We start from the raw sequence: 13,805 nt of genomic DNA on the forward strand, positions 1-13,805 counted from the left end.
TGTTATTAAACAACAAATAACAATGTTATTGCAAGCGTTAAATAGCAATGTTATTATTCAGTAGTTTTTAATAGCAAAGTTATTATTATGGAAACATTACCGTTAGCAACATTGGTTGAGAAACATGGAAGAGCGGAAGTTGCTGAAATGGTTGGTTGCCACCTAACGAACATTAATCATGTTCTGTCAAATGCCCGCGAGGTTTATGCGGTTTTAGACGATAAGGCGCAATTAGTTCACTGCTTTGAGATTCGAAAGTTTCCAAATCCAAAAATCGCTAAAGCTAAAAAAACAAAAACCCCAGCTGATCAGAGCTGAGGTTTGGTGTTCACACAGGAGTTAACTAATATGAACATGCCAATTTTAACACAGTTTCAAAATGCAGAGCAATCAATGACTAGCTTGGAAATTTCAGAGCTAGTTCAAAAGCGTCATGACAATGTTAAGCGCACTATTGAAAGCCTCATTCAATCAAAAGTAATAGCACATCCTCAAATTGAGGTCGTGCAAAAAGAAGCTAATAGTCGAATCTATGATGTTGAGGTTTACGTCTTCACAGGCGAACAAGGCAAATTAGATTCAATCACTGTGGTTGCTCAGCTTTGCCCGGAATTCACCGCAGCAATAGTAAAGCGTTGGTACGAGCTTGAAAGTGCTCAAAACAAATTACCTCAAACCTTCGCCGAAGCCCTACAACTCGCAGCCGATCAAGCGCGTCAATTAGAGCTTGCAGCACCTAAAGTTCAATACTTCGACACAGTTGTAGAACGCTCAACCTTACTGAACGCAACTCAGGTAGCTCAAAAGCTTGGTATGTCAGCAATGGCTATGAACAAGTTTCTTGATGCTCTCAATGTCTACAGTCGTGGCGTAAAGCGTGCACGTGTATTCCAACAATGGTTCATCGATAAAGGCTTTGGTGAGCTTAAACAAACTGAACTTGGATTTTCTCAACCTATGTTCACAACTAAAGGTGAAGCGTGGGTTATTGAGAAGCTAGTGAGTGAAGGAGTGGCGGCATGAAAAATCGTTTTTACCTTCGCTCACCACACGGAAACATTGGCTCAAACATGGTTTTTCATGCAAAAGATGGCAAAGGGTACACCACAGACCTAGATCAAGCTCATGTTTACACTCTTGAGGAAGCTCAAAAAAAATATGAGTTAGCTAGAGATGACGAGTATCCAATTTCTGCTGACCATATAGATGAGCTATCTGCTTGGAAGGTTGACCATCAATGCCTACCGATAAATTCAGACTTTAGCCATGACTCTGAATATGTTGTTTTTAAAAAAGGCTTGTTTGATGGGAATGATGTGTATTGGGTTTGGCATGGTGGTGTTTCCCCAAAATTAGCAGATGCTGACACAATCAATCGAAGTGAAGCACTACAAATTGATCAAGATGCTTATGTTGTTGTCCCATTTGACTTTGCAGTAAAACAAGCTCGACGAACCTTTAACGCATCTCTTTTCAACAAGAAAACAATGATAACTGGTGCAGGATTAAAAACACCAGAACATATAAAAAAACAACGTCGCAGAGTACCAAACCCAATGACTCGCTTCAATTGCCTTAAGTGCGGAAAAATCAACTGGCAACACGATCCGTACACATTTCACGGTTGCAATTATTGTGATGAGGGGGCTGCGGCATGAGTAGCTTTATATCTAATGCTTTCATGCTTCCTAATGACCTTATCGACAAAGGTTATATGGCTCACATGAAAGGCCCGGCATTACCTTGCTATTTGTTCATTGTGCGTAAAACACGTGGATGGAATAAGTCTGATGACAGCATTAGCGTATCTCAGTTGGTAAAAGGAACTGGGTACAACAAAGACTCTGTTTTAAAAGGTTGTGAAAAGTTAGTTTCAATGGGTGTTATTGAACGCAAATCATATTCAAATCAGCCAGCTAGATATGTTCTAACTGACAGTATTTTTGCAGTCGATATTTTAGATAGCGAAAAAATCGCTAGCGAATCTTTAGAGGGGGGAGTCGATATTTTAGATAGCACGCTATCTAAAGATTCGACCCACAATAACAACTCAAAAACAACTATTACAAAAGCAAATATATATAAGAGCAAATTCGATTTTGCTAAAGCGCTTTTGGAAAACGGAGTTGATCAAAAACTCATTACTGAGTTCATGGAAGTTCGCAAGATTAAGAAAGCTGTTAATTCTGAAACTGCATTCAAATCTCTTATTTCTGAACAAAAGAAATCTAACCTCACCCTTAACCAGGTGGTTGAGCACTGTGTTGTGAACTCTTGGAAAGGATTTAAAGCGGAGTGGATCAAGAATCAAAACCAGAACCAGTCTACCCAACCTAAAGCACATCGCTTTGGACAAAGTGCTGCTCAACCACAAATGAAGGATGTGAACTAATGAATAGTATTCAGTTATTTCAAGACGCTTTCACGGTTGATTTCCCGATCGAAGTGGCTGATCAGGTTTTAGGTCGTATTCAACAGCTTTATGGGAATGAGTTTGACAAGAAGTATGGTGATGTTGAGGCGGACCAACTAAAGCTAACAGCGTGCACAGTGTTGAATGGTCTTAAACCTGCAGATATCAAACGCGGTTTGGATCGCATGTTAACAGAGAAATGGTGCCCATCACTTCCTGAATTCAGAAGTTGGTGTATTGCATCAGATTGGTGGACCGCAGATCAAGCATGGGCTAAAGCTATGAACTTTGAAGCTGATAGAAGTAAGCCGATCACAGAGCTTGCTAAATGCGCTTTAGATGAGGTTCGCCATATCTTGAATATTGAGGGGCAGAAAGCAGCCCACAGAGCATTTAAAGACATCTACGAAGACTACCTACAAAAAGCTAAGGATAAAGGGCGTGTTCAGCAGTTGTGGAAGAAGCCTGAGACTAAAGCCATTGGTCATAACAATGCGCCTGTTCAAGGGATTCCATGTCCAGCAGAATTGGCGGCAAAAATTAAAGGTGCGGTAAAGAGTGTTGGGGGTGCGGCATGAGAGAGTCTAAAAGACCCAAAGGTAAAACATCGTTCGAAAGACGGCTGGATATTCTTATTTTTGCAGTGCATACACCGAGACATATAACAGTCGGTGATGTTTCAGAAGCCGTATTGGATGGAACTAGATCAACAATACGCGAATGCATGAATGACTTAGTGTCGTGTGGCTATCTTCAAAAAGTATCGATTTATGAATATTTGGCAACAGCCAAGGCTAAGGAGTTATTTGGGGTGGCAGCATGAACATGGAATTCAATCGTGTTTGGGCAATGCCTAACAAGAATACATTTTCAATCAAAGCAATTTCATCATTGATTGAGAGGCACAACAACCCTGAGTTTTTGAGCATTGATCCATTCTCCAATACATCGCGTTTGGCAAAGGTGACAAATGACATTGATTGGACAATGGGAGCTGACTTTTCACTTGATGCTTTGAGCTTCTTGAAGACTTTCAAGGATGAGTCTGTGGATCTTGTTTTACTTGATCCCCCTTACAGCCCTAGGCAGGTTTCTGAATGTTATAAAGCTCTAGGTCTTGCTGTGTCGGCACAAGATACTCAATCAAAGTTTTGGGGTGATCTTAAGAAAGAAATTGCCAGAATCACCAAGTTAAACGGAAAGGTTATTTCGTTTGGATGGAATACAAACGGTATAGGAAAAACGAAAGGTTTTCAGATTATTGAAATTATGACGGTTGCTCATGGTGGAAATCATAACGACACGATCTGCACTGTTGAAGTCAAGCAAGGAGTGGCAGCATGAACGATCTAAAAACATTACGAGACAAATTAAACGGATCTACAAGTCTTGCACCAGGTGAAACTCATGAATCACTAAAACAGGAATGGGATGCTATTCACGCTGAGTTTGAATTGCTGAAAGCGGAAGATGAGCGAAATTATGTGGGTTTTGGAGAAGTTGAGGGGTGGAGAGGGTGAATTCTGATTTTGAAAAATGGTTCATGAACCAAGACTTCTACACCAATATGCGATTCATTCATGGTGATGGATTGTTTGCTAAAGATGGCGATGCATACCGAGTGTTGCCAGTGCAGATGACTTATCAAGCATGGCAGACAGTTAAATATATAACCAAGGATGAGCGTGTAGCTATAACCCAAGAATGGCATACAAAGGGTTGGAACGCTCGTCAAGAGGAAATCGATCAGCTCAAAGCGGAAAAGACGGTGTTGGAGGGTCGAACAGCCAAAGCTTTGCAAATGCTTAAAGATTGGGGTGATCAAACATTTCGTGATGATATGGAGCAGTTAATCGGTGAATTGGGTGATGTTTTGCGAGGTGGGTCATGAAAGCAATAAAAATACCTTGTGAACATGACTTGCTAAGCAAAAACCACAATGTTTGGGCTAATGCTGTGATGCGCTGTAAGGGTGGAAGTCCTTATTGTGGCGCTGACGGATATTGCCATGTAGGTGGTGAGTGTTTTGCGGACCAAGAACTCACCAGAGAACAAGCAATTTTAGAGGTTGATCGACTTGCTCAAGAATTACATAACGCAAAGATTGAAAACGATAAGTTGAGAAATGCAGCGAGTCGGCTTACCAGTCATCTTGAATTTGCATTGGAGCAAAACAAGAAGTCTGGAAAATCGGAGCGTGTTTTTGCGATTCGATATTGCATTGGTGAGATCAAGAAAACCCTGCGAGGTGAGTTATGAAATTTTCAGACAAATTAAATGCATGTTTTCAGAATGGCGGTGTTGATCTTAGAGCTTTGATGGAAATTAGCAGTGTTCGTTTTGAAAACCTAAGTCTTGATGATGTTCGATTCATTGAATCTGAATGTCGCGAATTGCGTCAAAAATTTGAAGATGCTGAAAAGGTTGAGTGTTTTAAAACTAGAGGGGTTTTCTCCGTTGGTTGGGGTGATGTTGCTTACTTTTCACTAGATGAGTCTGAATTGGTTAAGAAGTTGTCAAAAAGTCAGATTGATAAAGGTAATTTTGACATCGAGATCAAGAAAATAAAAATCTCCAAAGCGGTGCTTGAAGGGCATATTCGAGATCGTAAGGAGTGGGAGAAAGAGTGACTGAACGAATGACCACCTCTCAATACAGGAAACTTCAAGGTGTGGCAAAGGTCACACCCAAAAAGAAACGCAATCCTGATCCATCGCCAAAAATACCAGCTCACATGGTGAAAGGATTTGCGAGTGATGGGTTGTTTGAAGATGACTTGCTTATGTGTGAGATCGAGATTATCCCGCCATCGGTAAATAATTATTGGTTGGATTCAGGAAGAGCCAAGAAAAGACTAAGTAAGCGCGCATTGCATTTTAAGGCTGTTATGGGGCGATTTATTAATCCGTGTAGGTACGATGGGAAAGTGGCGGTAAACATCCAATTTGCGCCACCAGATGCAAAAGTAAGGGATATAGACAACATAGTTAAGCCAATCTTTGATTCCTTATCGAAATGCGGATTGATTTTGGATGATAGGCAGGTTGAAAAATTGGTGGTCGAACGTCTGCCAGTTCGGAATTCTCCAGCGTTAATAATTTATGTGAAGAAGATTTAAGGGGATGGGGATGAGCACAATTAATATTGATTTAGCGATTGAAAAATTTGAACCATTTGAATGGTTGGCAAAAGGCATTACAGCTAAAACTGCAAATTATGAACCTACTGTTCGAGGAACTGCAGAAAAGCCTTTAGATTATCAAGATCGTCTTGGTGCGATTGCGAGTATGGATACTCAATTAGAGAAGTCAGTGACGAGTTTGATTATATATGGGGATTTGGCAAAATCAGACTATGAGTACATTAGAAATCATCTAGCGAAGATAATGCTCATTAATGCGCAAGCAGATAAGAAGCGCGAGCCACAGGGAATTGCAATGTATCACCTGGCATGGTTAATGGCTCGAAAGGTATTGGATTTTGCAATGAACCCAAGACTTGAAAATGCATATACGAAATATGGGTGTATGTATTACATGGGTATTGGCGATCATCAAATGTCACTTAAGGCTTATGAATGCACTTGGGAGCAATATGAGAAATTGATGGTTATTGCGATTGAAACTGCTATAAATGGAGCATCTGAGGCGATCAAGAAGTATAAGAAAAATACCTTTAAAGAAATGTGAAAATAGTTCTAGGAAAATTTTCCTTGGAATGGTATAGTAAAACTATACTGGTCGTATTACGCAGTTTCAGACCATGTTTAAATTAAGCTCGCCAAATGGTGGGCTTTTTTGTTGTCTGAATAAAACCCAACTCTCATATAATGAACAGAGATAACCAAATGACAAAAGTAACCGAACAAGAACTTCAAGAAAAAGCTGTAGCACCGCGAGTGACCAAGGCTCATATCGAATCAATTATTGAAAGCGTTCATTACTTTACTGCTGGTGATGGTTTTGCAGGTGCATTGACAGTAACAGAAGAATTTAATGCACTACCTGAAGATCAGCGCTTTGTTAATGTTCCACCACAATTAGATTTATTAACCTTTTGTGTATTAATTCTCAAAAATGGCTTCACTGTGACGGGTGAAAGTGCATGTGCAAGTCCTGAAAACTTTGATCCTGAAATTGGCCGTAAAATTGCGTACGATAATGCATTTAATAAAATTTGGTTACTCGAAGGTTATTTACTAAAAGAAAAGCTTCATGATGCTGAATTGGATAAGCAGTTTTAATCAATCCTTTATCGCCAACTTTGGGATTGAAAGACACCTGAGAACTCGGTGAGAGGGGTATTTCTCATCGGGCATACCCCACCTTGGGCAAGTGGGTGTATGTATAATCGCCCACCCATTTATTGGAAAGTTGAATGCTCCGTAAGTTGCTTTGTATTTTAGGCTTTCATGGCGCCACAGAAATTGATTACACGATTGATGGTGATCAGATAAAAGTGTGCCGAGATTGTTTGAAAGAGGTTGAGTGAGTGCCAACCAAGGTTGCGCTATGAATGCAATGAATGCATTAAATATCAATATCTTATGATTTTTGGCTTTTCCACGAGTGCTTAATTATCTGCTAAAATACAACCTATTATTTTTATAAAATAGGTAATACGGATGAATTCAAACTGGTCAACAAATAAGGTTAATAAAATCCTTGGATGTCTTTATTGTAAATCCAATCACATTGAAGAAAACGTGTTTGAAGAAGATATGCAGTTGGACACTATGGAAGCGGAGAAACTTAATGCTGTGGTCATATTGAGTAAAAAGATGTTAAAGCAAGGCAATGGAATTGAATGCTGGATTGAAAGGAAAGATGAAAACTCATATCCATTATTAAAGTATCGAATTATTTTACGTTGATAGCCGAATGAATTACGGCACATAAAACCCCGCTATAGATTCTTAAGAATTGGTGGGGTTTTTCTTTTTTATGAGGTGTCGAATGGTCGATATCGTAGAAGCTGAGAAAAGCCTTAAGAAGCTAGAAAGCGATCATTATCATCTAGCGCATCTTAATCACTTAAATAGTCGTGAATCATTCAAACAAGATTGTCAGCGTCGCATGAATGAAATCAGAATCCAAACTGACAACTTAAGACATTTGATAAATGCGGAACGCAAAAAGACTCGCTGAGATTCGAAAGCTACCTTGTGTGAGGTGTGGTCAATCGCCAAGCCAAGCTGCTCATTCAAATAGCTCAAAGCATGGCAAGGGTAGAGGGATTAAGGCAAGTGATGACTTCACGGTGCCGCTATGCCATTCCTGTCATTTCCAGTTCGATACCTTTCAATTGGGTAATCGGGCAGAGAGTGAAGCAATGTTTGATCAGTGGCTGGTGAGAGTTGAGCGGATGTTGAATCTTAAAGATCAGGATGATGTTTTTTGATAGAGTTAACTTAAATAATAATTTAATATCAATATATTATGAATTTTTAAAATTTAAGAAAAAATACATGATATTATACTTATACAATGCTTGGAGGTGTTGTTATGGGTGATGAAGATAGTAAGATACTAAGCAGAACGCGAGTGATTAAGGCTGGTAAAACCTTAATAGATGAAACCTCGTCTGAAGAAAAGAAAACAGAGGCATTAGAGATTCTATCTGAATGGCGGTCTTATCACGCAAAACCTTTAGATGCTTTTCAAAAGTACATAAGAACGAGGGAAATATGCGTAAAGCGAAAGGCAATCATTGCTCAAAGGCTTAAACGACTCCCTTCAATTATTCATAAACTTGAAAGAATGCCATCAAACAACCTTGCAAGAATGCAGGATATTGGTGGTATTCGGGTGGTATTACCCTCAATAGCGGATGTGCTTGCTTTGCATAGCGAGGTTTTGATTAAGCCGAACAATAGATTTTTATTTACCCCTAAAATGCCGGCAAAAGACTACATAACCAACCCAAAGCCAGATGGCTATAAAAGTATTCATCAAGTTTTTGAATACAAGAGGGATGAGGTTAATAATACTGCCGGGTTGTGTATTGAGCTTCAGATAAGAACTGCTTTGCAGCATGCATTTGCCACAGCGGTTGAAACGCTTGGTATGGTAGAAAGACTTTCATTTAAAACCGGGCAAGGAAGCGAAGACTTTAAGACATTTTTTAAAGTTGTTAGCGCGTTGTTTTCTCACAAGGAAAAAACAACGGTACTTGATGAATATAAAGAAAATACCATTTCTGAATTAATTGTATTAGCAAAGGAATTAGAGTCAAAGCTGCAAGTCTTTCACAAGTTGCAAGGCATTGCGCTAACTGCGAGAAATATTGATAGTGATGGGAAGTGGAGTTCTAAAAAGTACCAATTATTAGAACTACAAAATCTAGAGGATAGTTGGAAGATACGAATAAGAGAGTTCAAGGAGTCAGATATTGATCTAGCTGAAATGTTGTACGCATCCTTAGAAAAGAAATATAAAGATGATACAAGTATGGATGTTGTTTTGGTATCAGTTGGCGACTTAAAAGCAATTAAGCGAGCATATCCAAACTACTTTCTTGATACGAACGATTTTATTGCCAAGTTGAAGCACATATTTGAAAATGGAATTTAATTCCCGAATAACAACCTCCTTCGGGAGGTTTTTTATTAGGAGCAGGAAATGCAAAAAGCCGTGTTTCCTATCCAGTCGCATGCTGACATCACCAAAGCCATTAACTTCATGCATACCAATTACACTCAAGCGATTAATGAGGGTAAGCCGTTAAGGGTGGTGATTGATCAGAAGCAGGATGATAGATCAACAGCTCAGAATCGTTTGTATTGGATGTGGCTTGGCCAGATTGAAAGAAAGACTGGTCAGGATAAAGACTCACTGCATTATGAGTTTAAGAAGAAATTCCTGATTTATATCTATCGTCGTGATGATCAGGATTTTGCTGAGACCTGTAATGCGATTGCAATGCTTAAGCAGAATGAGTGTGAAGAATACCGGGTGATTGCAGAGCAAGTGATAAGACTTTGCAGTACAACTAAATTAAGCGTTAAGCAGATGACTGAGTATTTGAATTATGTGCATGACTTTGCTGTGACTCAGTTGCATGTGTATTTGACTGTGCCGGATGATTTGAAGTGGTGTTGGGTAGAATAGATTTCATGTTATATATAACCTTCAAACAATCAGGAGAATAACGTGACTTCATTAGAATCAGAAACACTTAAAGAAATTGAAAAAATTAAGGCAAAAGCAGCGATTGCTGTGGCAGTTATAGAAAATATTGCCAGTGGTGGGATCGCCTCAATAAATGAAACTAAGGTTGAGAAGCTTTATGAAATCATCAGAGAAGCGCAAGCCACAATTGATGATTAATAGTTTGAAATACCAAGACCTCCTTCGGGAGGTTTTTTAATGGCTGAAGATTATGAAAAGACCATATCCGCCAATCCAAGATAATCAAAATACAGATGTCGAGGATGATGAGTTTATTGAAACTGGTGGATTGCTTCATTTTGAGTCTGCCAATAATGATTTGTGGCCTTGGATTAAAGAAACATTTCTTGAGACATGGGGTGAGCTTCATAACCCTGATCATGAGCATCTACTTAGTTTTCAACCACCTGAAATCTCATTCCTTTGGGCTTATACAAAATGCGAAGCTAAAGAGCGTCGTGTATTAGGTCAGACTGAAAAAGTGATGATTAATGTTGGTGGTTGGAAGCGTGACCGACAAGAGATGCAATTAATAGATTGGTTTGGTGATGTTCCAAAATACTTAATCACATTGGATGCTCGAGTATGCCAGGTGATGAGTGATGTTGATTTCTGTGCATTGGTCGAACATGAGCTTTATCACATAGGGCATAAGCGAAATAAAGAGTCTGGCGAATTTGAATACACATCGGCAGGTGAGCCTAGATTGTTCTTACGTGGTCACGACGTTGAAGAATTCAATGGTGTGGTTAGACGTTATGGTGCTTCGACTGATGTTCAGAAGATGGTAGAGCTTGCAAACAATGGTCCAACAATAGGTAAGGCTAAAATTGCTCAAGCATGTGGTACGTGTTTATTGAAGTTGGCTTAAATTTTTTTGCTTATCTTCTGATACGTCCTGATACAAAGGGGAGCTTATGGCAACACTAAAAGAGCCTGTAAAAATCTTTATAGTTCAGTCTCTTGCTTGCCGTGATACCCCTCAAGAAGTGGCTGATGCGGTAAAACAAGAATTCAAGATAGACATTGAACGACAGCAAGTTGCTGCATACGATCCAACGAAAAGCCGCGGCAAAGACTTAAGTAAAAAATTTGTTGAGTTATTTCATAAGACACGCGCTGACTTTGATGCGGGCTTGATCGATATTCCAATTGCAAACAAGCATTACCGACTCAAGCAATATCAGAAACAGCTTGAACGAAATTCGAAAAATACAGTGATGTCGCTGAAGATTCTAGAACAGGCTGCTAAAGACTGTGGTGGTCAATTCACTAATCGCCAGGAAATCACTGGTAAAGATGGTAAGCCTATAGAAACAATTAATCAGAACGTGCCTACCGAAAGCTATTTAAAAGCTCGGGAGCAAGTTATTAATGAGTATTGATCCAGCGAGAGAACTAGCAATACAGATTGAAGCACGAGAAGATTTATATTTTTTTACGCGCTACATGTTTAAAGAACGTCGAAAATATAAATGGATGCACAACTGGCATCATCGAGTGCTTTGTGATGCGCTAATGAAGGTTTTCAAAGGTGAAACGAAGCGACTCATAATTAATATTCCACCACGTTATTCAAAGACTGAAATTGCTGTAATTAATTTTATGGCTTGGTGTTTTGGAAAAGTTCCAGATTCGGAATTTATTCACATTAGTTATTCAGCGACTTTAGCGGCAAACAATGCTTCGCAAACGAGAAACTTGGTATTAGAGCCGTCATTTAAGCGTGTATTTCCTGATCTTGCGCTACGTGAAGACAGTAAGGCTAAAGATGACTGGCGAACTGTTGCCGGTGGTGTGTGTTATGCACAAGGTACAGGTGGAACAATTACGGGTTTTGGTGCTGGTAAGATTCGATCAGGTTTTGGTGGGGCAATTATCATTGATGACCCACATAAAGCAGCGGAAGCAAGCTCTGAGACAATCCGAAACAACGTCATTGAGTGGTTTCAGAACACATTAGAGTCTCGAACAAACTCACCTGAAACCCCAATCATTGTGATTATGCAAAGGCTTCATGAGCATGATTTGTCTGGTTGGCTTTTAGATGGTGGTAATGGTGAAGAATGGGAACATCTATGTTTGTCTGCAATTCAAGATGATGGAACGGCTTTATGGCCTGAGAAACACAGCATTGAACGCTTAAAACAGATGGAAGATGCAGCACCCTATGTTTTTTCGGGGCAGTATCGTCAATTACCTTCACCTCCAGCTGGAGGTTTTTTTAAACCTGATCGAATTGAAATTGTTGATGCATTACCACCTGATATTGTCAAAGAAATACGAGCATGGGATTTAGCAGCCTCTGAAAACGAAGGTGACTGGACTGCTGGACCTAGAATGCTAAAAACCACAAATAACACAATTTACATTGTCGATATGGTGCGTGGTCGTTGGGGTCCTGATGGTGTTGAAAACACGATCAAACAAACTGCTCAAATGGATGGCAAAAAAGTCATGATTCGCCTACCGCAAGATCCAGGTCAAGCAGGTAAGGCCCAAGCTAAAAACTTCGTCACGATGTTGTCAGGATTTAATGTCAAAGCTGAAACAGTTTCAGGCGACAAGGTGACAAGAGCACAACCTTTTGCAGCCCAAGTCAATGTGGGTAATGTGAAGATGCTTCGCGGTGATTGGAATAGGGAGCTTATTAAGGAGCTTCGAGTGTTCCCGAATGGTGTTCATGACGACCAAGTAGATGGTTTGAGCGATGGATTCAATGAATTAAATGAAGCACCTCAAGTCACATCAATCGACCTACCAATTTTCGGATTTTAATTATGAGTATCACAAGCAAACATGCCGACTTTCTAGAACATGAAAAAACTTGGAAAAAGTTGGATGATGTTTGTAAAGGTCCTGAAGTAATTAAGAAGGCTGGTAAAATTTATTTGCCATTGCCAACGCTTTTCAAATCCAAAAATGATGAGACAGGTGAAGAGCGTTACAAGGAATACAAGGGTCGAGCAATCTTTCCGAGCGTAACTTCTGTAACACTGTCAAATCACATTGGCTTGGCATTTGGCAAGACGCCTGTATTTAATCGCCCTGATGATCTTGCATATTTAGAACGAAATGCGGATGGTGCAGGGCGTTCAATTTGGCAAGTATCGCAGCGTGCAACACGGTTGGTGGAGAGAAATTATCGATGTGGTATTTACGTTGACTATCCAGCAACCACACCGAGTCGCACTCTAGAAGAGGATAAATCTAAAAACGCTTTTCCAATGATTCATGTGATTGAGGCGGGCTTAATTGAAGATTGGGATCACATTGTGATTGGTAATCAACGAAAATTAAGCTACGTCAAGATACTTGAGACAGTCAAAGAACGTAATGGGTTTGAAACCTCTGAGACTAAGCAATATCGCTGCTTATGGCTTAGAGTCATCAATGGTTTATTAACCTACGTTGTTGAGGTTTATAAGCAAGATGATAAAGGGAAGTGGTATTTATTTAGTGAGTCCACTCCGACTGACTTTAATGGTAAAACTTGGGATTACATTCCATTCACTTTCTGTGGTGCCGTAGATAACTCTGATGAGATTCAAATGCCACCTTTGTACGGATTGGCTGAGTTAGAGTTATCGTATTATCGCAGTTCAGCAGATGTTGAGGAATCAGCTTTTATTGTTGGTCAGCCGACTTTATGTTTTCCAAGCATCACACCTGAACAATATGCAATGGTAAAAGAGTCGGGCGCTCAAGTGGGTAGTCGGTCTGGAATCCCAACCGATGGTAAATTCATCCAAGCTGATGAAAATGGTCTAGCTTACAAGCGCATGCAAGATAAGTGGGATCAGATGAAAGAGCTTGGTGCAAGGCTTATTGAGGTTGGTTCGGCAAATAAGACAGCAACTCAAGCAGATAATGAAAACTCAATTCAACATTCAGTTTTGTCACTTGTGGTTGCAAACGTGTCTGAGGCTTTCACTAATGCCTTACGTTGGTGTGCAAAATTCGCAATGCCTAGTCATGATTTTACGATTGAAGAACTAAGTTATTCGATTGCTCAAGACTTTAATAAACCGAAATATGATCCTGTTCGATCTCGCTTAATCTATGAGGCTTGCTTAAATGGCTCGATGCCATGGTTTGTTTGGTATCACTATGAACAGACAGGCACTTTCACGGATTCTAAATGGGAAGATGTAGTGAAGCAGATTGAGGCTAGAGAGGATGGGGTAGATGGCTCGCATCAAGAGTAGTGTTAAGTCTGAAGG

24 protein-coding genes are annotated in these 13,805 nt (G+C 39.8%); all 24 read left to right on the plus strand.

The genetic code is table 11. The features are described from left to right. The first annotated feature begins 87 nt into the window (after positions 1-87). A complete protein-coding gene (locus AC1M89_RS02165) occupies positions 88-318 on the plus strand; it encodes a hypothetical protein (protein WP_481613794.1) in 231 nt (76 codons plus the stop codon). Between the two features lie 36 nt (positions 319-354). Next, the gene (locus AC1M89_RS02170; RefSeq protein WP_481613936.1) at positions 355-1,023 is read left to right on the plus strand and encodes a phage antirepressor KilAC domain-containing protein; all 669 of its coding nucleotides are present in this window, start codon (positions 355-357) and stop codon (positions 1,021-1,023) included. Continuing rightward, positions 1,020-1,658 (plus strand): hypothetical protein, encoded by a 639-nt coding sequence (locus AC1M89_RS02175; RefSeq protein ID WP_481613795.1) that lies wholly within the window; start codon positions 1,020-1,022, stop codon positions 1,656-1,658. Before AC1M89_RS02170 ends, AC1M89_RS02175 begins: the two co-directional genes overlap by 4 nt. Beyond that, positions 1,655-2,392, plus strand: coding sequence for a replication protein (locus AC1M89_RS02180; protein WP_481613796.1), 738 nt, complete (start codon positions 1,655-1,657; stop codon positions 2,390-2,392). Before AC1M89_RS02175 ends, AC1M89_RS02180 begins: the two co-directional genes overlap by 4 nt. Then, on the plus strand, positions 2,392-2,991 hold the full coding sequence (locus AC1M89_RS02185; protein WP_481613797.1) for a restriction endonuclease: 600 nt from the start codon (positions 2,392-2,394) through the stop codon (positions 2,989-2,991). The genes AC1M89_RS02180 and AC1M89_RS02185 overlap by 1 nt, the downstream gene beginning before the upstream one ends. Further along, entirely contained in the window at positions 2,988-3,236 is a 249-nt protein-coding gene (locus AC1M89_RS02190; protein WP_481613798.1) for a hypothetical protein, read from the plus strand. The genes AC1M89_RS02185 and AC1M89_RS02190 overlap by 4 nt, the downstream gene beginning before the upstream one ends. Positions 3,237-3,238: 2 nt before the next feature. Then, positions 3,239-3,757, plus strand: coding sequence for a hypothetical protein (locus AC1M89_RS02195; RefSeq protein WP_481613799.1), 519 nt, complete (start codon positions 3,239-3,241; stop codon positions 3,755-3,757). Further along, positions 3,754-3,933, plus strand: coding sequence for a hypothetical protein (locus AC1M89_RS02200; RefSeq protein WP_481613800.1), 180 nt, complete (start codon positions 3,754-3,756; stop codon positions 3,931-3,933). Before AC1M89_RS02195 ends, AC1M89_RS02200 begins: the two co-directional genes overlap by 4 nt. Continuing rightward, the gene (locus AC1M89_RS02205) at positions 3,930-4,304 is read left to right on the plus strand and encodes a hypothetical protein (protein WP_481613801.1); all 375 of its coding nucleotides are present in this window, start codon (positions 3,930-3,932) and stop codon (positions 4,302-4,304) included. Before AC1M89_RS02200 ends, AC1M89_RS02205 begins: the two co-directional genes overlap by 4 nt. Then, entirely contained in the window at positions 4,301-4,672 is a 372-nt protein-coding gene (locus tag AC1M89_RS02210) for a hypothetical protein (protein WP_481613802.1), read from the plus strand. The genes AC1M89_RS02205 and AC1M89_RS02210 overlap by 4 nt, the downstream gene beginning before the upstream one ends. Next, positions 4,669-5,043 carry a hypothetical protein gene (locus AC1M89_RS02215; protein WP_481613803.1) on the plus strand — a complete coding sequence of 125 codons (375 nt, stop codon included), beginning with the start codon at positions 4,669-4,671 and terminating at the stop codon, positions 5,041-5,043. Before AC1M89_RS02210 ends, AC1M89_RS02215 begins: the two co-directional genes overlap by 4 nt. Beyond that, the gene (locus tag AC1M89_RS02220; RefSeq protein WP_481613804.1) at positions 5,040-5,531 is read left to right on the plus strand and encodes a RusA family crossover junction endodeoxyribonuclease; all 492 of its coding nucleotides are present in this window, start codon (positions 5,040-5,042) and stop codon (positions 5,529-5,531) included. Before AC1M89_RS02215 ends, AC1M89_RS02220 begins: the two co-directional genes overlap by 4 nt. A 10-nt stretch (positions 5,532-5,541) precedes the next feature. Then, positions 5,542-6,102 carry a hypothetical protein gene (locus AC1M89_RS02225; RefSeq protein ID WP_481613805.1) on the plus strand — a complete coding sequence of 187 codons (561 nt, stop codon included), beginning with the start codon at positions 5,542-5,544 and terminating at the stop codon, positions 6,100-6,102. 158 nt (positions 6,103-6,260) lie between these two features. After that, positions 6,261-6,656, plus strand: coding sequence for a Gp49 family protein (locus tag AC1M89_RS02230; protein ID WP_481613806.1), 396 nt, complete (start codon positions 6,261-6,263; stop codon positions 6,654-6,656). A 381-nt stretch (positions 6,657-7,037) separates the two neighbouring features. Next, the gene (locus AC1M89_RS02235) at positions 7,038-7,286 is read left to right on the plus strand and encodes a hypothetical protein (protein WP_481613807.1); all 249 of its coding nucleotides are present in this window, start codon (positions 7,038-7,040) and stop codon (positions 7,284-7,286) included. Between the two features lie 82 nt (positions 7,287-7,368). Next, complete coding sequence (locus tag AC1M89_RS02240) at positions 7,369-7,560, plus strand: hypothetical protein (RefSeq protein WP_481608564.1); 192 nt, start codon at positions 7,369-7,371, stop codon at positions 7,558-7,560. Then, the gene (locus tag AC1M89_RS02245; protein WP_481613808.1) at positions 7,535-7,813 is read left to right on the plus strand and encodes a DUF968 domain-containing protein; all 279 of its coding nucleotides are present in this window, start codon (positions 7,535-7,537) and stop codon (positions 7,811-7,813) included. The genes AC1M89_RS02240 and AC1M89_RS02245 overlap by 26 nt, the downstream gene beginning before the upstream one ends. A gap of 104 nt (positions 7,814-7,917) precedes the next feature. Further along, positions 7,918-8,985 carry a (p)ppGpp synthetase gene (locus tag AC1M89_RS02250; RefSeq protein WP_407410733.1) on the plus strand — a complete coding sequence of 356 codons (1,068 nt, stop codon included), beginning with the start codon at positions 7,918-7,920 and terminating at the stop codon, positions 8,983-8,985. A 48-nt stretch (positions 8,986-9,033) separates the two neighbouring features. Then, positions 9,034-9,522: a recombination protein NinB gene (locus tag AC1M89_RS02255; RefSeq protein ID WP_481613809.1), complete on the plus strand. Its 489-nt coding sequence runs from the start codon at positions 9,034-9,036 to the stop codon at positions 9,520-9,522. 42 nt (positions 9,523-9,564) lie between these two features. Continuing rightward, complete coding sequence (locus tag AC1M89_RS02260) at positions 9,565-9,741, plus strand: hypothetical protein (protein WP_481613810.1); 177 nt, start codon at positions 9,565-9,567, stop codon at positions 9,739-9,741. A 52-nt stretch (positions 9,742-9,793) separates the two neighbouring features. Beyond that, positions 9,794-10,453: a putative metallopeptidase gene (locus tag AC1M89_RS02265; RefSeq protein WP_481613811.1), complete on the plus strand. Its 660-nt coding sequence runs from the start codon at positions 9,794-9,796 to the stop codon at positions 10,451-10,453. Positions 10,454-10,499: 46 nt separating this feature from the next. Further along, positions 10,500-10,967 (plus strand): DUF2280 domain-containing protein, encoded by a 468-nt coding sequence (locus AC1M89_RS02270; protein WP_481613812.1) that lies wholly within the window; start codon positions 10,500-10,502, stop codon positions 10,965-10,967. Next, positions 10,957-12,360: a phage terminase large subunit gene (gene terL / locus AC1M89_RS02275; RefSeq protein ID WP_481613813.1), complete on the plus strand. Its 1,404-nt coding sequence runs from the start codon at positions 10,957-10,959 to the stop codon at positions 12,358-12,360. The genes AC1M89_RS02270 and terL overlap by 11 nt, the downstream gene beginning before the upstream one ends. A gap of 2 nt (positions 12,361-12,362) precedes the next feature. After that, positions 12,363-13,790 (plus strand): DUF4055 domain-containing protein, encoded by a 1,428-nt coding sequence (locus AC1M89_RS02280; protein ID WP_481613814.1) that lies wholly within the window; start codon positions 12,363-12,365, stop codon positions 13,788-13,790. The last annotated feature ends 15 nt before the right edge of the window (positions 13,791-13,805 follow it).

This window comes from Acinetobacter sp. ANC_7635 (genome assembly GCF_056779945.1).